Origin of the sequence: Streptomyces botrytidirepellens (assembly GCF_003721215.1) — a bacterium.
GTDB lineage: Bacteria > Actinomycetota > Actinomycetes > Streptomycetales > Streptomycetaceae > Streptomyces > Streptomyces himastatinicus.
In genome coordinates this window covers 1-17,708 of record NZ_RIBZ01000121.1, presented here as the reverse complement: position 1 = coordinate 17,708, position 17,708 = coordinate 1, and the positions used below count along the sequence as shown (strand labels likewise).

The 17,708-nt window shown below is 68.5% G+C and carries 17 protein-coding genes and 4 pseudogenes; 10 read left to right on the top strand and 11 right to left on the bottom strand.

The annotated features are described in order from the left end of the window. Positions 1–33: 33 nt before the first annotated feature. From EEJ42_RS09425 to ctaD, 3 genes and pseudogenes are all read right to left on the bottom strand, one after another. Positions 34–302: pseudogene (locus EEJ42_RS09425) on the bottom strand (iron-containing redox enzyme family protein); the annotation flags it as partial. Positions 303–959: 657 nt separating this feature from the next. Further along, positions 960–1,316: a hypothetical protein gene (locus EEJ42_RS09415; protein ID WP_123099512.1), complete on the bottom strand. Its 357-nt coding sequence runs from the start codon at positions 1,314–1,316 to the stop codon at positions 960–962. Next, positions 1,313–3,043: an aa3-type cytochrome oxidase subunit I gene (gene ctaD, locus EEJ42_RS09410; RefSeq protein ID WP_123099511.1), complete on the bottom strand. Its 1,731-nt coding sequence runs from the start codon at positions 3,041–3,043 to the stop codon at positions 1,313–1,315. Before ctaD ends, EEJ42_RS09415 begins: the two co-directional genes overlap by 4 nt. A 323-nt stretch (positions 3,044–3,366) precedes the next feature. Here ctaD and EEJ42_RS09405 point away from each other — a divergent pair, with 323 nt between their 5' ends. Both EEJ42_RS09405 and EEJ42_RS09400 read left to right on the top strand, forming a co-directional pair. After that, positions 3,367–3,900: a hypothetical protein gene (locus EEJ42_RS09405; protein ID WP_123099510.1), complete on the top strand. Its 534-nt coding sequence runs from the start codon at positions 3,367–3,369 to the stop codon at positions 3,898–3,900. Beyond that, positions 3,897–4,145, top strand: a pseudogene (locus EEJ42_RS09400) (transposase); the annotation flags it as partial. The gene EEJ42_RS09405 and the pseudogene EEJ42_RS09400, both read left to right, overlap by 4 nt. Here EEJ42_RS09400 and EEJ42_RS51740 read toward each other — a convergent pair. Next, on the bottom strand, positions 4,084–4,638 hold the full coding sequence (locus EEJ42_RS51740) for a flavin reductase family protein (RefSeq protein ID WP_246096288.1): 555 nt from the start codon (positions 4,636–4,638) through the stop codon (positions 4,084–4,086). The pseudogene EEJ42_RS09400 and the gene EEJ42_RS51740 sit on opposite strands and share 62 nt — an antisense overlap. A gap of 343 nt (positions 4,639–4,981) precedes the next feature. Then, complete coding sequence (locus tag EEJ42_RS51735) at positions 4,982–5,848, bottom strand: hypothetical protein (protein ID WP_221179344.1); 867 nt, start codon at positions 5,846–5,848, stop codon at positions 4,982–4,984. Between the two features lie 157 nt (positions 5,849–6,005). Between EEJ42_RS51735 and EEJ42_RS09390 the strand changes: the two genes are divergently transcribed. Continuing rightward, positions 6,006–7,181: a sensor histidine kinase gene (locus EEJ42_RS09390; protein WP_246096273.1), complete on the top strand. Its 1,176-nt coding sequence runs from the start codon at positions 6,006–6,008 to the stop codon at positions 7,179–7,181. After that, a complete protein-coding gene (locus EEJ42_RS09385) occupies positions 7,178–7,846 on the top strand; it encodes a response regulator (protein ID WP_123099509.1) in 669 nt (222 codons plus the stop codon). Before EEJ42_RS09390 ends, EEJ42_RS09385 begins: the two co-directional genes overlap by 4 nt. A 558-nt stretch (positions 7,847–8,404) precedes the next feature. On the opposite strand, the gene EEJ42_RS09380 is transcribed toward EEJ42_RS09385, so the two are convergent. From EEJ42_RS09380 to EEJ42_RS09365, 3 genes and pseudogenes are all read right to left on the bottom strand, one after another. Further along, the gene (locus EEJ42_RS09380; RefSeq protein ID WP_246096271.1) at positions 8,405–9,301 is read right to left on the bottom strand and encodes a poly(ethylene terephthalate) hydrolase family protein; all 897 of its coding nucleotides are present in this window, start codon (positions 9,299–9,301) and stop codon (positions 8,405–8,407) included. Between the two features lie 214 nt (positions 9,302–9,515). Then, a complete protein-coding gene (locus EEJ42_RS09375; RefSeq protein WP_425472866.1) occupies positions 9,516–10,988 on the bottom strand; it encodes an FMN-binding glutamate synthase family protein in 1,473 nt (490 codons plus the stop codon). A gap of 909 nt (positions 10,989–11,897) precedes the next feature. After that, positions 11,898–12,194 (bottom strand): annotated as a pseudogene (locus EEJ42_RS09365) (ATP-grasp domain-containing protein); the annotation flags it as partial. A gap of 182 nt (positions 12,195–12,376) precedes the next feature. Between EEJ42_RS09365 and EEJ42_RS09360 the strand changes: the two are divergent. Next, a complete protein-coding gene (locus EEJ42_RS09360) occupies positions 12,377–12,703 on the top strand; it encodes a plasmid stabilization protein (RefSeq protein WP_123099506.1) in 327 nt (108 codons plus the stop codon). 56 nt (positions 12,704–12,759) lie between these two features. Here EEJ42_RS09360 and EEJ42_RS09355 read toward each other — a convergent pair whose 3' ends face one another. Together EEJ42_RS09355 and EEJ42_RS53785 are read right to left on the bottom strand one after the other, a co-directional pair. Beyond that, complete coding sequence (locus EEJ42_RS09355; RefSeq protein ID WP_123099505.1) at positions 12,760–12,993, bottom strand: DUF5133 domain-containing protein; 234 nt, start codon at positions 12,991–12,993, stop codon at positions 12,760–12,762. 43 nt (positions 12,994–13,036) lie between these two features. Continuing rightward, the gene (locus EEJ42_RS53785) at positions 13,037–13,162 is read right to left on the bottom strand and encodes a hypothetical protein (RefSeq protein ID WP_281291419.1); all 126 of its coding nucleotides are present in this window, start codon (positions 13,160–13,162) and stop codon (positions 13,037–13,039) included. 279 nt (positions 13,163–13,441) lie between these two features. On the opposite strand from EEJ42_RS53785, the gene EEJ42_RS09350 reads away from it, so the two are divergent. Together EEJ42_RS09350 and EEJ42_RS09345 are read left to right on the top strand one after the other, a co-directional pair. Then, a complete protein-coding gene (locus EEJ42_RS09350; protein ID WP_123099504.1) occupies positions 13,442–14,650 on the top strand; it encodes an FUSC family protein in 1,209 nt (402 codons plus the stop codon). A 127-nt stretch (positions 14,651–14,777) separates the two neighbouring features. Beyond that, positions 14,778–15,392, top strand: coding sequence for a DNA polymerase ligase N-terminal domain-containing protein (locus tag EEJ42_RS09345; protein WP_123099503.1), 615 nt, complete (start codon positions 14,778–14,780; stop codon positions 15,390–15,392). 39 nt (positions 15,393–15,431) lie between these two features. Here EEJ42_RS09345 and EEJ42_RS52640 read toward each other — a convergent pair. After that, positions 15,432–15,599 (bottom strand): annotated as a pseudogene (locus EEJ42_RS52640) (glutathione-dependent formaldehyde dehydrogenase); the annotation flags it as partial. Positions 15,600–15,784: 185 nt separating this feature from the next. Between EEJ42_RS52640 and EEJ42_RS09335 the strand changes: the two are divergent. The 3 genes from EEJ42_RS09335 to EEJ42_RS09325 form a co-directional block, all read left to right on the top strand. Then, positions 15,785–16,345 (top strand): DUF2243 domain-containing protein, encoded by a 561-nt coding sequence (locus tag EEJ42_RS09335; RefSeq protein WP_123099502.1) that lies wholly within the window; start codon positions 15,785–15,787, stop codon positions 16,343–16,345. Continuing rightward, positions 16,342–17,169: a cytochrome c oxidase assembly protein gene (locus EEJ42_RS09330; protein WP_425472865.1), complete on the top strand. Its 828-nt coding sequence runs from the start codon at positions 16,342–16,344 to the stop codon at positions 17,167–17,169. The genes EEJ42_RS09335 and EEJ42_RS09330 overlap by 4 nt, the downstream gene beginning before the upstream one ends. Positions 17,170–17,370: 201 nt before the next feature. Further along, on the top strand, positions 17,371–17,708 hold a 338-nt coding region (locus EEJ42_RS09325; protein WP_123099532.1), incomplete at its 3' end, for a sigma-70 family RNA polymerase sigma factor.

Sequence of the window (17,708 nt, the reverse complement as noted above, 5' to 3'; positions counted from 1 at the left end):
TGCGACACCAGCCATCGCCGCCGACCGCCGAGGTCACAGCGGAATTCGCAGTGAGGAGTGGCTGTCGCGCCAGGCGCCCAGAGGCTGGTCGGCGAGCCGGTCCTCCAGGAAGACGGTGGCGTCGACTCCGAAGGCGACGTCGGGGCCAGCGCGGGTTCGCGTCGCAGCAGGCGGTCGATCACGCCATGGCGCACGACCTGTTGGTGTACCGCGTCGGCCTCGACGTGCTCGGTGTAGAAGAATACGGCCGCTTCCCCCGCGCCCATGCGGCGCAGCGCCTGGGCCAGCCGGTCGGAGGAGGGTACCCACCTGGTCTTCCTCTGCGGCCCCGCGCACGGCCGTGGTCGATGCCTCCGCCCCGGCTGTCACAGGTTTCCACCACGTCCTGCCCCGTAACGCCCCCGGCAGCGCCCGTCCGGTACGAGACCTGGCCGTCGGCGCTCCCACCGGCCCCGGCGTCCCGGACGAAGGACGTTGCGCGGTCGCCGGCCGGCCCCTGCGCGCTGGGGCGGCCACGCCCACCAGGCGAGGAGCCATCCCGCTTCGACCACCGCGTCGAGGCCGTGGGCATGGCGTGCCCGGCCCGGACGCGCCTGCAGCTGGCCCCACCCGGTGGTGACCAGCAGTCCGGCCACCGTTCTCACCAGCCAGTTCTGCTCCGGATCCGGCTGTGTGGGGCCGAAAGAAGCGCCTGAAGCCGGTCATGTGCAGTAACGGCCCAAGCCCGGAAGCGAGATTGAACGGACCATGTGCCCTGGTGAGGAACACCGGAGACACCATCGGTCCCGGCCTGTGATCGCGCCGTCGGTCGGGGTCTCATACCGATCACCTCTCCTTGCCGTGCGACTCGGTTTCCCTCCACCAGCGCGGCAGGCGCTCTCCAGCCCGGTGGCCTTGGTTCGGAACGGGGCCCAGTCGGAGGCCCCGGCGTGGCTCGCCGCCAGGCTCCCCGGAGGGGGTCATGAGAGGTATCCGTATTGGAGTGTCGCCATCAGCATGGCGAGTGCGATCAGTGAAGCCAACGCGGCTACGAGCAACCGTTTCTTGAGCAGTTCGTAGCGCTGCGAGTACTCGGCTTTGAGATCCTCGCTGCGGCTGATGACGGTACGCAATATCTCTTTGGTGAGTGCCACGTGGCAGTCGGCGTAGAGCCGGGCGACCTCTTGGTGCTGATGGGTGGTGAGCCAGGGCATGCGGCGGGCGAATGCTTCGCCCTCCTCGTCGGCTCTTTGGCGGTGGTGGGCGGCCACCAGGAGGCCCTCGAGCTCAACGAGGCCTGCGGCCGCCTCGTGGTTGTGGCCCGTCTCCGGGCTCATGGGTGCCCGCCGGCCCTGCCCGGGCGGGCAGGGCCTTCCTCGGGTTCGACGACATCGCGCCGACCCGTGTGCCGTGCCTGGTCGAGCGCGGCGATGGCGGGATGGTGCAGGTCGAAGGCGGGTGAATCGGATCGGACTCTCGGCAAGGTGGAGAAGTTGTGGCGTGGGGGCGGGCAGGAGGTGGCCCATTCGAGGGACCGGCCGTAGCCCCACGGGTCATCTGCTTCGACGCGTTTTCCGAACGTGGCGGTCTTCCAGAGGTTGTAGAGGAAAGGCAGCGTCGAGAGGCCGAGCAGGAATGCGCCGATGGTGGAGACAGTATTCAGTTCGGTGAAACCGTCGGCGGCCAGATAGTCGGCGTAACGGCGGGGCATACCTTCCGCCCCGAGCCAATGCTGGAGGAGAAACGTGGTGTGGAACCCGACAAACAGGGTCCAGAAATGAATCTTTCCCAGGCGTTCGTCAAGCATGGTGCCGGTCATCTTGGGCCACCAGAAGTAGAAGCCTGCGAAGGTGGCGAAGACCACGGTGCCGAATACGACGTAGTGGAAATGTGCTACCACAAAGTAGCTGTCGGTGACATGGAAGTCCAAGGGTGGGGACGCCAGAATAATACCGGTCAAGCCGCCGAACAGGAATGTAACGAGGAATCCGGTGGACCACAGCATCGGGGTTTCGAAGCTGAGGGAACCTTTCCACATGGTCCCGATCCAGTTGAAAAACTTCACGCCGGTCGGCACTGCGATCAGGAAGGTCATGAGGGAGAAGAAGGGCAGCAGTACGGCCCCGGTGGCGAACATGTGATGCGCCCACACCGTCAGGGACAGGCCGGTGATGGCGATCGTGGCGCCAATGAGTCCCGTGTATCCGAAAATCGGCTTGCGGGCGAATGCTGGGATGATCTCGGTGACGATGCCGAAGAAGGGCAGAGCGATGATGTAGACCTCGGGATGCCCGAAGAACCAGAACAAGTGCTGCCACAGGAGCGGCCCCCCGGTCGTCGCGGCGAAAACCATCGAGCCGAACCGCCGGTCTGCCTCGAGGACGAGGAGCGCTGCGGCCAGGACAGGAAAGGCGAACAGCACGAGCACCGAGGTGAACAAAATGTTCCAGGTGAAGATCGGCAAGCGGAACATCGTCATCCCAGGGGCTCTCATGCACAGGACCGTGGTGATGAAGTTGACCGAACCGAGGATCGTGCCGAACCCGGCCAGGGCCAATCCCATGATCCAAAGGTCGGCCCCGATGGTCGGTGTCCGCTCCATGCTGTTGAGAGGCGCGTAGGCGGTCCAGCCGAAATCTGCGGTCCCTGCCGGGATGAGCAGCATGCTGCTGACCACCATCAGTCCGCCGAAGAGGAAGAGCCAGAACGACAGCATGTTGAGGCGGGGGAAGGCGACGTCCGGGGACCCGATCTGCAGGGGCATGATCGCATTGGCGAAACCGGCGAACGTCGGCGTGGCGAATAGCAGGAGCATGACCGTGCCGTGCATGGTGAACGCCTGATTGTATTGCTCGTTCGACAGGATCTGAATGCCGGGACGGGCCAGCTCGGCGCGCATGACCAGCGCGAGGACCCCTCCGAACAGGAAGAAGACGAACGAGGCGATCAGGTAGAGATGACCGATCTTCTTGTGATCGGTTGTGGTGATCCAGGTGACCAGGATTTCGCCCCGCTTACGGTACGAGACAGGCACCGGGGCCGGAGGTTCGATCGCTGTCGTCATGCGCTCGCCTATTTCGTCCGAGGGCAAGACGGTACATGCCCTTGCCTTAGTTAGTGCAGGTCATGCACCTGTGTAGCTTGACCGGAGCTCGCAACAACTCTCATAAGGCGGCGCGTTTGGGTGATGCGCAGAGTGGTCCTGCCAAAAGGGGGCTGCGGGTGCCGCACTCCGGTTTGTCACCGCGACCGAAGTGATTGTCGGCGGCCCGTCGGCCCTTGCGCGTCTCCCAGGAGAGGCCAGGGGGCTGGTTGAGGCGGCGGTGTCTGGGCACTCCGGAGGGGCACGTTGCCTGATACAACCTTGCCCGATCCGGGAGGGCGATCATGAACGAGCCCAGCACATCCCCCCGCGTGCTCGGCATCTACCTCAACGACCATGCGGCGGGAGCGACGGGCGGAGCGGAGCTCGCTCGCCGGACGGCCCGCGAGCACCGGCAGTCGGCCTTCGGCGGCGACCTGGAGGACATCGCCGCACAGATCGTGGGGGACCGGGAGGCGCTCCTGGACATCATGGCCGACCTTGAGGTGCCCGTACGCCGCTACAAGCTCTGTGCGGGATGGCTGGGCGAGAAGGCCGGGCGGCTGAAGCCCAATGGCCGTCTGCGCCATCGTTCGGGGCTCAGCACGCTCGTCGAGCTGGAGGGCTTGCGGCTCGGGGTGGAGGGCAAGGCGATGCTGTGGCATTCGCTGCTGGCCGCGGCCGAGCAGGACACCCGCCTGGATGCGGATCGGCTCACCGAGCTGCTGAACCGGGCGCGGCGCCAGCGCACGGTGCTGGAGTCGGTGCACCATGCCGCGGCCGCCGCGCTGTTCGCCCCCGGTCGGCCGGAAGCGCAGCAGACGGCGGTCGGCCCATGACGCCTCGGCCGGACGGAGCCGACGCCTGCTTGACCGCTCGGGGCGATGCGTTGTTCGAGTTGTGCGATGCTCCGTTGTGCACGGACGGGCCGGCGAAGACACTGGTCGACCTCGCGCTCGCACCTGAACATCGCCGTGGCCACGGAGCCCTTTACGGCGGCCTCAACCAAGGCCGAATCAAACTCAGTCGACTACGTCGGGCAGTGACAGAACTGCCGTTGCCCCGGGCGGTGGACGATCGGCTGGGTCGTCCCGGTGGTCCGGAATGCCGGCGAGCACGCGGGTCTGGCAGCTGCCGCACAGCCCGTTCTCGCAGGAGAACTGCAGGCGCGGATCGATGTCCTGGAGTGCCGACAGCAGGCTTCGGTCGGCCGACACCTGCACCATCTGGCCCGACCTGCGCAATTCGGCCTCGAACGGTGCGTCGGGGGTCTCACCGGCGCGAGAGCTCGCCGCGAACCGCTCCACGTGGCGTGTTCCCTGCGGGCAGGAGGTGGGCATCAGCGCCTCGACCGCGTTGAGCATCGCCTCGGGGCCGCAGCAGTAGACCGCGGTTCCTGCGGGCGCCGCGCGCAGGATCGCCTCCAGGTTGGGCCGCCGCTGCTGGTCGGCCGGCGAGATCGTCACCCGCTGTGGGTGGGACTGGGCGAGCCGCTCGGCGAATGCCATCGCGGCCAGGGACCGGCCGCGGTGGACCAGGTGCCACTGCGCGCCCTTGGCCGCCAGCTGCTCGACCATCGGTACGAACGGGGCGATCCCGATGCCGCCGGCGACAAAGAGACGAAATGGCGCGTCGACCAGCGGGAAGTGGTTGCGAGGCCCGCGGATCTTGAGGGCGGTGCCCGGTGCGAGCCGATGGACTTCAGCTGATCCACCGCACCCGTCCGCCTCGTGCAGGACCGCGATGCGATAGTGGTCCGTGATTGCCGGGTCACCGCACAGGGAGTACTGCCTCACGAGACCGGACGGCAGTATCAGGTCAATGTGCCCGCCGGGCTTCAGGCCGGCAACTGGGTCCAGTCGGCCGCCGCGAGGTCCAGTGCGACAGGGCCGTCGGCGACCGCCTGGATGGCACCCACCGTTACGGCCCTCTCCGAGGACCGCCCTCGCTTGTTCTCCCTGCGCCCCAGCGGGTCCTGCCGCCGGGCTTGAAGACGGAGAGGATCGTCGCGGTCCAGAGCAAGGAGAGGAACAGCGCCATGGCGCCGACCAGCAGGATCCCGGTCCCTCCCGGCTCGGCGGCAGCGTCCTCGGTGCGCTCGGCCAGCGTCTCGATCCACGAGCCCTCGAACGTCGCCAGGACTGGCAGGCTGAGCGCAATGATCAGCTTGGTCAGCACCCAGCGGTGCTTGATCAGCCCCCAGGGCGTGCCGAGCGATACCACCACGCCGGTGATGATCGCCAGGAAGACGCTCGGGATCGCCAGGGCGACGTCGAACGTGTCCATGAACACATAGGCGGCGTGCCGTACCTCGTGACTGTCCGTGGTCACCCCCACGATGGACAGGGCGAGCATGGCGAGGGAGATACCCAGCCAGCCGACGCCGATGCCGATGTGCAGCGTCAGCCACACCTTGCGCGACGTCCGCCCGAGCCGCGGGAAACGCGGCTTCAGCCCGACCGTGATCATTGTCGACAGCAGCATGCCGAGCCACGGCACCTGGTGGGCGAGCAGGAAAAGGAACTGCGCGGGGATGAAGAGCAGGTGGAAGACGATCAGGATCCGCCGGGCGCGCGCGGCGCTCGCTGCGCGGTGAAGTGTGAACCAGCTGGCGAAGGAGAGCACCGCGGCACCTGCGTACCCCACTGTCCCGGCGGTCTGGAACAGGGGGTGGGCAGCGTCCTGTCGCAGTGCGGTCAAGGCCCCCGCGGCGAGTGCGAAGACTCCGAAGGCGAACTGCAGGTTTCTGGGGCTGAGCCATCGGCCGAGCCGTTCTTGGATGACCATGCGACCAGCGTTGTCGGCGGTGCCATGCCGGGGCGTCGGCCGATCCGGGAAAGCCGATCGTCACAACAGCCATGATTCGCCGGTGCTGTGTACAACTTTCTGCGTACAGCTTTCTGCTGACGCGCACACCAGCAAGGGCGCCTAGCCTGGGAGCACGATGAAAGCGCATGACATGCACCCGGCGGCCCCCTGGTACGGCCGCCGCCCCGTGACCAACACGGCAGTCGCGCTCGTCGTCGCGGTGTTCACGGCGACCGGCGGGTTCGGTACCAACGACTTCTTCGGGCCGAGCCTCGCCGGACTCGACGACCGCTTCCCGCCGCTGTGGCTCGGCGTCCCGTTCGCTGTCGGAGTCGGGCTGCTGACCTGGTGGAGGCGCAGGCTTCCGGTGATCCTGCTGGCGGGATCACTGCTGGCGAACGCTCTCGTGTCGGCTCATATGGCCGTCGTGGTCGCGCTGTACACACTGGCCGAGCGCACCACCGCATGGCCCAAGGTCACCGTCGGCACGCTGGCATCCGCAGTCCTGGTGGGCATCCCGATCTGGCGGTTCGCCGGCGCCGACGGCGCGATTCCCATCAGCATCGCGGTGTGTGTCGCACCGGCGCTTCTGGGCATGTACGTCGGCACCCGGCGCGAACTGGTGGAACGCATCCGGGAGCGGGCACAGCGCATCGAACGCGAGCAGCAGCACCGCGTCGCGCAGGCCCGAAGCGACGAACGGGCTCAGATCGCCCGGGACATGCACGACGTGGTCACCCACCGGGTCTCCCTGATGGTGCTGCAGGCCACGGCCCTTCAGGTGTCCAAAAGCGAGGACGCGGTCACCATCGGGAAACACATCGGAGCGACCGGGCGCGAGGCACTCGCCGAACTCCGCTCCTTGGTGGGAGTCCTGCGCAACGACGACGACGCCCCGCTCACTCCGCAGCCGGGGCTGGCCGATCTGGACGCCCTGATTGAGGAGTCCCGGCGGATCGGCATCCCCGTCACCCTCGACGTGACGAACCAGGCAGGGGAGCGGCCCCCGCTGCTTGTGGACCACACGGCCTACCGGTTCGTCCAGGAGGCGCTGACCAACGTGCACAAGCACGCGCCGGGAGCACGGACCCGAGTACGCATCCAGCAGACCCCGCACCTGCTGCGACTGTATGTCAGCAACGGCCCAGGGCGGCCGGTCACCGATGCTGCGCTGCCGGTCGGCGGGCACGGACTGCTCGGGCTCGCGGAGCGGGTGCGGCTGGTCGGCGGCGAGTTCACCGCCGGCCCCACCCCCGACGGCGGCTTCGAGGTGATCGCCGACGTGCCGATCTCCCGGGAGGAGGAGCGATGACCTCTCCGGTCGGTCCGATCAGGACACTGATCGTCGACGACGAGTGGATGGTGCGCTCGATGCTGCGCACCATCCTGGAGGCGGCACCCGACATCACGGTGACGGGCGAGGCGTCCGACGGTGTCGAGGCCGTCGGCCTCGCACGCACGCTCCAGCCCGACGTCGTACTCATGGACATCCGGATGCCGCGAGGCGACGGGCTGACCGCGACCGAGCGGATGGCACGGCTCGACCCGCCGCCGTACGTCGTCGTGCTCACCACGTTCGACCTCGACGAGTACGTGCATACCGCGCTCCGCAACGGCGCCGTCGGGTTTCTGCTGAAGGACGCGTCGGCCGACGACATGCTCGCCGCGGTGCGCAGTGCAGCGCGCGGCGACGCGATGATCTCCCCGCGCATCACCCGCAGGTTGCTCCGGAAGTTCGCCGAGCCGACACCGGACCGGCACAGCGACGCTGAGCAGCGACTCGTAGTGCTCACGGACAAGGAACGAGAGGTACTGGTCGCTGTCGGCGGCGGTCTGTCGAACACCGAGATCGCGGCCACGCTTTACATGAGCGAGGCGACGGCGAAGACCCACGTCAGCCGGATCCTCACCAAGCTGGACCTCGCCAACCGGGTGCAGGCGGCAATCCTCGCTCACCAAGCCGGCTTGCTCGACTGACCCTGGCCCCACCGCCATCGTCCTCTCCGGCGGGCTCTTCGGTGTCGGCTTCGCCGGTGGGTTCGCAGTCGTCGGAGGCGTCGAAGCCGCACAGCGTCAGATCACACGACTTTGCAACTACCCTGGGGTAGCTCTGTATTTTCCGGACCGAGCTGCCTTGAAAAGGCCTCCAGCGCCGACTGGTCCGAGGCGGTACATCGGTACCGCTGGGTCTACCCGCGGAGCTTCGAGCGATGGCCTCTATCCGATGGCTGAGGGGAGTGGTCGGGCCCCGTTGGGTGATGCTGAGGCGAAGTCATCAGCAGACTGCTGTTGGAGGCCCGTCACGGCCGGTCAGCGCTTGCTACGCATACGGTCTGGAGATGCCCACCTTGGACGAACGTCACGCCGGGCCTTCTCCCGGCGCCGGGTGTCATCGAAGTGCGCGTTGCCCCCGTCGAGTCACTTCTCGCTGTCCGGGCGGGTGTGGTGATTTGTGGGATGCCTACAAGCGAACCGAACCCAGGTCCGGAAGGCAGGGCTCCTGCGGTGGACCGCAGGAGCCCTGCGAGTACCCACTCAGAACGGACAGGTGTCCTGCCAGCGCGTGACAAGGGAGGGGTTGGTCTTGTCCGCTTCCCGCGCGGCACCGCACAGGAACGGGCTGAAGCGGGTGTCGCCGTACAGCCAGCGGCTGAAGAACGACACGATCCACTTGCCCTGCTTGGCCTTGCTGCCGTAGCCGGTCATGGGGCAGAGGTGGTCGCCGGGAACCTCGATGTAGAGCTTCTCGGCCTGGGACATGGAGTTGTACCAGGGCAGAGCGTAGGTGTTGCCGTGGGCGACGGGGTCGCTCTGACAGGTCATGAAGAAGGTGGGGTCGGTGACGCCGGAGAAGTTCTGGTTCGGGTTGTACGGGGCCAGGGGCACGCCCGCCTTGAAGCGGGGGTCGTCCCGGAGGGCCACCATCACACCGCCGCCGCCCATCGAGTGACCAGCCGCACCGAGCGTGCCGTTCACCTTGCCGTGGACCGGGTTGCCGACGGCGGAGCTGAGCGAGAGCAGCTGGGTGCCGGCGGCGCTGATCTGGCGGCCGCGCGACGCGGGATCGTCGCTCAGCGTGTGGGTGCCGACGTTGATGACGACGAAGCCCCAGGATGCGAGGCGGGGCGCGAGCCACTGAAGGTTCTGCTGGGTGCCTTGATAGCCCGGCATCAGCACGACGCCCGGGTACGGGCCGTCGTCCGTCGGGTAGGTGATCGTGCCGGATCCGTACCCGCTCGGGTGGGGGACGGTGTAGGTGGCAGTGGCCAGCGGCCCGTTCGTGGCCTCGAGTGAAGCGGTGGTCGGATTCGGGATCCGTGCGAGGGCGGAAGCGTTGCCGGTGGGCTGCCGTCCGGCGGCTGCGGTCGGTGTGACGGACACGGTCAACAGTGCGGAGGCGAGGGTGGCCGCCAGCACGATCAGCACGGCCACGGCACGGGACCGGGACCGTAACGGCGAAGTCCTGCCGGACGAACGACGGGTGGGACGCATCAATGGACCTCCAGGTGCGGCGCGGGTGCGCGCTGCCGGAAGCGCAGCGCGAGCGCAGCGTAAGTTGCGCCACGAACACATGGAAGCCAGAGAACGCGACCGGCTCGGGTTCTCCTTGACGGCCCCTCGAGGAGTCCGCGGACGAAGAGCCGGGTCAGACCGTGAAGCGGTCGGGGTCGGCGGCGGCCCAGTCCTCGGCCCATGTCGCCGGGGGATCGGCGAGCAGTTGCCCGGGGTCCAGCCACTCGTACAGCTCCGCGTGGGAGCGGACGGTGAAGGGGTCGACCCGCGTCCGCAGCATGTGCGGACGCAGCTCGGCGGGGTCATGGACGCCCATGGACGCCATGATCTGGAGGGCGCCGTGGACCGTGGCCCGCTGGAACCGCTCCACGCGCGCCGACTTGTCACCCACATCCAGGGCGCGGGCCCGCCTCGGGTCCTGCGTGGCCACCCCGACGGGGCAGGTGTTGGTGTGGCAGCGCTGGGCCTGGATGCACCCGGTGGCGAACATCATCGCCCGCGCCGCGTTGGTGTAATCGGCCCCCTGCACCATCCGCTTGACCATGTCGCTCCCGGTGGCGACCTTGCCGCTGGCGCCGATCCTGATCCGGTCCCGCAGCCCCGCGCCGACCAGGGCGTTGTGCACGGTGATCAGGCCCTCGGTCAGCGGCGTGCCCACATGGTCGGCGAACTCCAGCGGAGCCGCGCCGGTGCCCCCTTCCGCCCCGTCCACCACGATGAAGTCCGGGGTGACGCCCTCGCTCAGCATCGCCTTGCAGACGGCCAGAAACTGCCGACGGGACGTGAGGCACAGCTTGAAGCCGGTGGGCTTGCCGCCCGACAGCTCCCGCATCCGGGCGATGAACAACACCAGCTCGCGGGGCGTGGAGAACACCCGGTGGTACGGAGGCGACACCACGGTCCGCCCCTGGGGCACGCCGCGCACCTTCGCGATTTCCGCGTTGACCTTGCTGCCCGGCAGCACCCCGCCCATGCCCGGCTTCGCGCCCTGCGACAGCTTGAGGGAGACACACTTCACCTGGTCATGGGCCGCCTTCTCGGCGAACGTGGCCGCCTCGAAGTCGCCGTCGTCCGTCCGGCACCCGAAATACCCGGTGCCGATCTCCCAGATCAGATCGCCACCGTGGCGCAGATGGTATTCCGAAAGCCCGCCCTCACCCGTGTCCTGCGCGAAACCGCCCTGGGCCGCACCGCGATTGAGAGCGAGGATCGCGTTGGTCGACAGCGAACCGAAGCTCATCGCCGAGATGTTCAACAGCGCCATGTCGTAGGGCTTGCTACAGTCCGGCCCGCCGACCCGCACGGTGGGCGGCTGGTCCGGCGTGGCTCTGGGGGCCAGCGACGGCACCAGGAACTCGTAGCCCGCGGCACCGACGTCCCGCTCCGTTCCGAACGGCTCCTCGGCATCCACGCCCTTCGCCCGCTCGTACACGATGCTGCGCACATCGCGGTCGTACGGGCGGCCGTCGTAGTTCCGCTCGATGAAGTACTGCTGGAGCTCCGGCCGTATCGCCTCCAGCAGGTACCGCAGGTGCCCGAGCAGCGGATAGTTGCGCAGCACGGAGTGCTCGCGCTGCACCACGTCCCGTACCGCCACGGCCGTCATGGCCGCGGCCACGACGACCAGCAGCCACCACCACGCCGATACGCACCACGCGAGAGCCGCGCCGAGCGCCACCGCCAGCGCGGGACCAGTCACCAACACGAGTCTCAGCACGTCCGCACGGCTACCCCACTCGCGCCGGTCGATGCGGAGTCACTGCTCGCCCGCCCGAGCCATCGGCACGGCCCCGGCCCGCTACTTCCGTCGGGTCGAGCCGGACCGTGCGCGAAGTGTGCGCACGGCCTGCCGAACGACCGCTACGGCGGTCACTCCGTGAGGACCTCGGCCCAGACGGGACGGGGTGCCGGTCGGGCGCTTCCTCCGGGACATCCCGATGAGGCGCAGTCCCCGGTCCAGGTGGTGCAGGGCGGAAGGCATGGCAGACATCTCCTCGTCAGAGAGCCGAAATGGTGTTTGGGGCGCCTGACTATCGGCTTCCCCTCAGCCGACGCGCTATGCGCGGTGGATACCGCGGCCTGCGACAGAGCTGATCCGCACCGGGTGTGGAGGCGGCGTACCGGGGCAGTCGGCAGTGACGATCTTGATGTCACCATGTGAGGGGGACTGCCACCCATGGCCACTCCCGGCCGTCGGCCGCGCAGCGGGCGTCAGTACGCCTTCAGCCTGCGGAATCTATCGCTCTGCTTCGGACTGATCGCCATCGTTCTCCTCGCGGTGGGGGTCGCCGCAAGAGCCAGTGGCGGCGCGGCCGAGGATCATCCTGTCGCCGCCGTGGCCATGGGGCTGCTGGTGTTGTGCGTCGTCCTCATGATTCGCCGCCGCCGTATCGCCCCCGCTCCCTCCGGGGGAGGCTCTCTCGGGGAGGCCGACTTCGAGGCGATGGCCGCCGGTGAGTTCGAGCAGGCGGTGGCGGACCTGTGCGAACGGGACGGTTGCCAGGTCATCCGCGGGCTGCTCCAGCCGACTCCAGTACTTGTGCTCGCACTTGACGACGGACTCCAGGCTGGTGCTGTGCGTGCCGTAGCGCTCGCTCAAGAGCGGCACGAGAGTGCTCACCGGGAAGTCCCAGTAGCCGACGATGGCGTCGATACGGCCGTCGAAGGCATCCAGAACCTTCTCCGCCTTCTCCATGAGATCGGCCACGGACACCTCGCCGACTTGCAACTCCTCAACGTTGAGGAGGGGGTGAAATCGGTACTCCCGTGCATCGGGCACCTCGCGCAGACTGGGCAGATTGGCCTCGTCCATACCGATCACAAAGATGTTCTTCACGCTCACCGGCTCTCCCTGGGTATCGCCCCGATGTCCGGCGGCCCAGTACCCCTCTGCGTGTCCTTTACCCCCAGCAGCATGCTGGTTATAAACGGGAATCGAGGGGCACTCGGGCCGCCTGGGCCGCCGTTTCGTGATACCGAAAGAAAGGTCGAACAATGCCTACAGGAGCCAGCCGTAAGCGGGAACGGCAGTACGAGCACATCAAGGAAGGCGCGGAGAAACGCGGTACGTCAACAGGCCGTGCCAAGGAAATCGCCTCCCGCACCGTCAATAAGGAACGCGCTCGCTCGGGAGAGGCGAAGTCCGCCAGTAAGACGTCGACGCAGGACCGGAAGTCCGCGCCGCAGCGAGGTGGCGAGCGTTCCCACCGCGGTCCCAAGGGCCCCACCCGCGACCAGTTGTACAACGAGGCCAAGCAGCGTGGCATCGAGGGCCGCTCGAACATGACCAAGCAACAGCTGGCCAAGGCGCTCGGCCGCTGAGCGGCATCGCACCGCCCTCGCGGGGCGGTGCGATGCCGGTCAACCCGAAGGGTTGTTCATGCGTCCGGAGCAAGGACGGAGTCGTCTTCGGCTCGGGCGCCGGGGAGCTGGTGGCGGGCGGCGATCAGGGCAGCGTCGATGTCGCGGGTGCCGGTGGCGGTGCACAGCGTGTAGACGATGTCGTCGAGGCGCTGCTGGGCCTCCGGGCCGCCGTTCTCGGCGTGCAGGGCGTAGAGGGTTTCGTACTGCTGGACGAGGTCGGCGAGAACCGCGGGGTGGGCCATGAGCATGGCTGGCTCCTTCTCTGTCGTCGTTGACGGGTGGCGCGGGACGTCAGGCGACAGCCGGAATCCCCCGGTGCTGTGGGTCCGCAGCCATCCGCTCGAAGTCGGCCGCGGTGTCAGGGGCGTCGTCGTGACGGTTGCGGGCGTGCGCTGGTGTGGTGCTGATCGGTGTCATCCGCTCTGCTCCCTGCGCTCGTTGCCGTTCAGCAGGGCGGGAGGCCGAACACGACACATCTGGGGCCCATAGCGCGTGCGCGCGGCTCCCGCCAGGTGTGCCTGCTGTCCGAAGCACCTCGGTCACTGACTCTCCTAGCCCAGCGCACCGACGTCAAACCACCGGCTCTCTTTCGGTGCGACGACCGCGAAAAGGGGAACCGGGGCAGGGGACCGGGAGGGCCCACCACCTCGGCGTTCACCGGTCGGCGAGCACGGGAGGGCAACGCGAGAGGGGACGATGGTGCCGCACGGCGGGTGGACGTGGGCGTGGCAGTGGCTGGGGCGGGCCAAGTCGGTGGTGGGACGTGGGCCGCAGGCCCTGGAGTTGATCGGCAAGAGCACGCTGGCGGCGGCCGCTTCGTGGTATGTGGCACATGACCTGGTGGCCGCGCAGACCCCCGCATTCGCGCCGTTCTCGGCTGTGCTGATCATGCAGGTGACCGTCTACCAGTCGATGCTTCAAGCCCTGCGTTATCTGGCCGCGGTCTGCGCCGGGGTCTTCGTGCAGGCCGGGCTGGGCATCATGGCCGGGCCCGGCCTGATCACGTTCGTACTCGTGGCGCTGATCACCCTGGCAATCGGCCGGTGGCGGCATCTGGGAGCCCAGGGGACCGAGGTGGCGACCGCGGCGTTCTTCGCCTTCTCCACCTATTCGGCCTCTGCCGGCATGCGCCAGAGCGTCGATCAACTCGGCCAGATCATCCTCCTGGTCGCGATCGGCTGCGCGATCGGCGTGGCGGTCAACCTCCTTCTGTGGCCGCCGATGCGCTACCGCAGCGCCGAGTCCGGCATCCACACCCTTGCGGGGGACCTGTCCGCCCTCCTGGCGGACATCCACCCCGCGTTGCGCGAGCACGGCTTCGACGAAGAGCGGGCCCGGCAGTGGCGGCAGCGCGCCACCGAGATCGCCTGGCTGGTCAGCCAGGCTCGTACGGCACTGCACACCGCGGTCGAGAGCCGCCATTACAACCCCCGCCGGCTGCTGCCCCGCAACAGGCGGCACACGGACTTCTGCGCGTACCGGGACGTCATCGACGCGCTGGAACGCGTCACCCACCAGCTCGCCTCCCTCACCCGCACCCTCCACCAGTGGCCACAGAACGAAGAAGGTAACGAGTGCAACCGTTTCCTGCGCGACTACGCCGACCTGCTCGAAGCGTTTGCCCACTTCACCCGCCCCTTCAGCGAGATCGACGAGGACCGGCTACCGCGCCGGGCAGAAGAGCTGTGCGCGGCCGCCACGACGGTCCAGGACAAGCGTGAGCGGCTGGTCGACCGCGCACAGAGCTCCTCACTCGCCTTGAACGACCCCTCCCGTCCCTACGGCATCCTCCTGGCGGAAGCCACCCGGCTGATGGAGGAAGCCGAGCACTCCTGCGACATGCTCCACCACGCCACCGAGTGCACACACAAGACCAGCGGTACGTCGGCGGGAAGCACCGCCTGACCGCAAGGGGCCGCGCCGCCACCGGATCGGCCCGGGCAGGTGCGCATACGCCCGGCACGGCGGGTACTCGGGCCGCGATGGCCCGACGCGGCCGGTGGGGAGGGCCGTGCGTCCGAAGGAGGGAACCATGACGACGACCGATGCCCTTGGGGCGTATCGGCGCAAGCGGAACTTCGGGAGGTCGGCGGAACCGAAGGGCGGCGCGAGCCGCGACGGGCGTCCGGGCCGGAAGCCCTCCTTCGTCGTGCAGATCCATGACGCGACCACCACGCACTTCGACTTCCGCCTCGAGGTGGACGGCGTCCTCAAGTCGTGGGCCGTCCCCAAGGGGCCGTCCGGCAATCCGCACGACAAACGGCTCGCCATGCCCACAGAAGACCATCCGCTCGAATACGCGGACTTCGAGGGCACCATCGCCGAAGGGGAGTACGGGGCGGGCACCGTCATTCTGTGGGACGAGGGGACGTACCGCAGCACGTCGACGGATCGCCGGGGCAAGGAGATCCCGTTCGCCGAGGCCCTGGAACGCGGCCATGTCTCGTTCCGGCTACAGGGCCACAAACTCCATGGCGGGTACGCGCTCACCCGCATCCGCCAGGGCACGGACCGGGAAACGTGGCTGCTGGTGAAGAAGGACGACACCCGAGGCTCCCGGCACGGCACCCCCGATCCGGCGAGGGCCCGGTCCGTACGCACCCGGCGCACCCTTCGCCAGGTGGCGGCCGAAGCGGGCCCCGGGTAGTCCCGGGCAGGAGGAGAGGACCGCTCGGCCCGCCTGTCTCTGCTGGGCCCCGGCGGCTACCGGAGCGCCGTGGGCTTCCAGGCCCACCGCGTCGATGACCGAGTCGGGTCCACGGCCGCCGGTGAGGTCACGGGCGGCTGCCACGACGTCGTGGTGCTGGACATCGAGTGCGCGGACGCCATGCCTGCGTGCCCGTTCCAAGCGTTCGCCTTGCCGTGCCATGTCAGGGCCTTCATCGCGCTCCTTGTCCGCGTCGCTCGGGTGGGTTTCGCCCCGGCGAGTGCCCGCACACGGAAGGGGGAACTTCCGCCCCCGGTGTGACACCAGCGACCACGGCGGGAAACGCACGGTGACGGACGATCCGCTCACCCCTGGAGGATGGGAGACAGCTGATGGCGACGACTGCTGACGGGGCCTCACCGGAGAGGGCGGCCCGCGGTCTTCAACTGCCGGGAATCATCCTGGGAGTCGGGCTCGGAGGGTTCGTCGACGGCATCATGCTGCATCAGCTGCTCCAGTGGCACCACATGCTCACCAGTACGAACCACGACCGCATCGGGGTGAAGTACTACAGCCCGCACTCCGTCTCCGGCCTGGAGATGAACACGGTCTGGGACGGCATCTTCCACACCGTGTGCTGGCTCGCCGTCCTGACGGGCCTGGCGGTCCTCTACTCCCGCGTCACCCATCACCGCCGCCGCGTGTGGTCCTCCCGGGTGTTGTGGGGATGGATCCTGGCCGGGTGGGGCCTGTTCAACCTCGTCGAAGGCGTGCTGGACCACCAGCTACTCGGAATCCATCATGTGCACGGCGGGCCGCACCAGATGTGGTGGGACATCGGCTTCCTCGTGCTGGGAGCCCTGCTGTTCGTCGGTGGCTACGGGCTCCAGCGGGGCGGGCGCCCCTTCGACCCCGAAGCCCCGGACATCCGGCAGCCCGGACGGCCTGACTGATGGGCGGCCACCCGCACACCGGCCACGGTGCGGGCAGCGGCGTCCTGGAGGCCGCGCTGCCCGCCACCCTCATGCTCCTGTGCGTCTGCAGCTATCTTCGGCTGGCCCATCGGGCCAGGCTCCGCAACCCGGCGCGGGGCTGGAGCCGGTGGCGGTCGGCCTCCTTCGCAACCGGGGGTCTCCTGCTGGCCGTGGCGCTGCTGCCGCCCTTGGTTCCTCTCGCGCACACCGACTTCCGGGGCCACATGGCCCAGCACCTTCTCATCGGCATGTACGCCCCGCTCGCCCTCGTCCTCGGCGCCCCCGTCACCCTGCTCCTGCGGAACCTGCCCACCGCCCACGGCCGACGGCTGGCCACGGCCTTGCACAGTCGCCCCGCCCGGCTCCTGACACACCCGGCCACCGCGCTGCTGCTGGCTTCCGGCAGCCTGCTGGTGCTCTACTTCACCCCGCTGTACCGCTCCGCCACGAACTGGCCGCCCGGGCACTGGCTGATGCACGCCCACTTCCTGCTGTCCGGCTGCGTCTTCGCCCACGTCATCGCGGGGCCCGACCCTGCCGCCAGGCGCCCCGGTGTACCGGTTCGCCTGGTGTGGCTCGGCTGCGCCATCGCCCTCCACGCAGGGCTGTCGCAGCTGATGTACGGCGGGTTCTGGGTCGACATCCCGGCCCCTGCCGTCGAAGTCCGGGGAGCGGCGGAAATCATGTACTACGGCGGTGACATCGCCGAGCTCCTGCTCGCCGGCGCGCTCGTCGCCGGGTGGCGCCCCGAGCGCCGAACCGGACGCTGCCCGACAACCACCAGCCACCGGGTCAGCGTGTGATCGGGGCACCCGGTCAACCTGCGGGCCACACGATGAGGTTGTTTGCGGGTGCTCGCGCCGGGCAGGCGCATCAACGTGCTTCGGAACAGAGGCACGCCCACGGGAGCGGTTCGGCTGCTCGGGGTGTGCTCTGTTCAGCGCTCCCGGCAGGCAGATCTCTCCCAGATGCTCATTCCTGCCTTCAGAGGGAGAGATCGGCGCATGACTGTCGTACGCACACGGAGCAAGCACTCGCACGACGACGCTCCCGACACTTCCACCGAGTTCCGGCGCATTGCCACTCTGCCCGAGGGGCCCGAGAAGGAGGCGCTGCGGCAGGATGTCGTGCGGGCCTGGATGCCGATGGCGGAGCGGCTGGCCCGGCAGTTCCGCAACCGCGGTGAGTCCGCGGAGGATTTGCGGCAGGTGGCGATGCTCGGCCTGGTCAAGGCCGTCAAGCGGTACGAGCCGGACCGGGGCAGCGCCTTCGCGAGCTATGCCGTGCCGACCGTCGTGGGCGAGATCAAGCGCCACTTCCGGGACCACATGTGGGGCGTGCA

Bases quoted from the DNA above. Each gene is read 5' to 3' on its own strand.
- EEJ42_RS09415 (WP_123099512.1), bottom strand. From the start codon at position 1,316: ATGAGCCCGGAGACGGGCCACAACCACGAGGCGGCCGCAGGCCTCGTT.
- ctaD (WP_123099511.1), bottom strand. From the start codon at position 3,043: ATGACGACAGCGATCGAACCTCCGGCCCCGGTGCCTGTCTCGTACCGT.
- EEJ42_RS09405 (WP_123099510.1), top strand. From the start codon at position 3,367: ATGAACGAGCCCAGCACATCCCCCCGCGTGCTCGGCATCTACCTCAAC.
- EEJ42_RS51740 (WP_246096288.1), bottom strand. From the start codon at position 4,638: ATGGTCGAGCAGCTGGCGGCCAAGGGCGCGCAGTGGCACCTGGTCCAC.
- EEJ42_RS51735 (WP_221179344.1), bottom strand. From the start codon at position 5,848: ATGGTCATCCAAGAACGGCTCGGCCGATGGCTCAGCCCCAGAAACCTG.
- EEJ42_RS09390 (WP_246096273.1), top strand. From the start codon at position 6,006: ATGAAAGCGCATGACATGCACCCGGCGGCCCCCTGGTACGGCCGCCGC.
- EEJ42_RS09385 (WP_123099509.1), top strand. From the start codon at position 7,178: ATGACCTCTCCGGTCGGTCCGATCAGGACACTGATCGTCGACGACGAG.
- EEJ42_RS09375 (WP_425472866.1), bottom strand. From the start codon at position 10,988: ATGACGGCCGTGGCGGTACGGGACGTGGTGCAGCGCGAGCACTCCGTG.
- EEJ42_RS09360 (WP_123099506.1), top strand. From the start codon at position 12,377: ATGCCTACAGGAGCCAGCCGTAAGCGGGAACGGCAGTACGAGCACATC.
- EEJ42_RS09355 (WP_123099505.1), bottom strand. From the start codon at position 12,993: ATGCTCATGGCCCACCCCGCGGTTCTCGCCGACCTCGTCCAGCAGTAC.
- EEJ42_RS53785 (WP_281291419.1), bottom strand. From the start codon at position 13,162: ATGACACCGATCAGCACCACACCAGCGCACGCCCGCAACCGTCACGAC.
- EEJ42_RS09350 (WP_123099504.1), top strand. From the start codon at position 13,442: ATGGTGCCGCACGGCGGGTGGACGTGGGCGTGGCAGTGGCTGGGGCGG.
- EEJ42_RS09345 (WP_123099503.1), top strand. From the start codon at position 14,778: ATGACGACGACCGATGCCCTTGGGGCGTATCGGCGCAAGCGGAACTTC.
- EEJ42_RS09335 (WP_123099502.1), top strand. From the start codon at position 15,785: ATGGCGACGACTGCTGACGGGGCCTCACCGGAGAGGGCGGCCCGCGGT.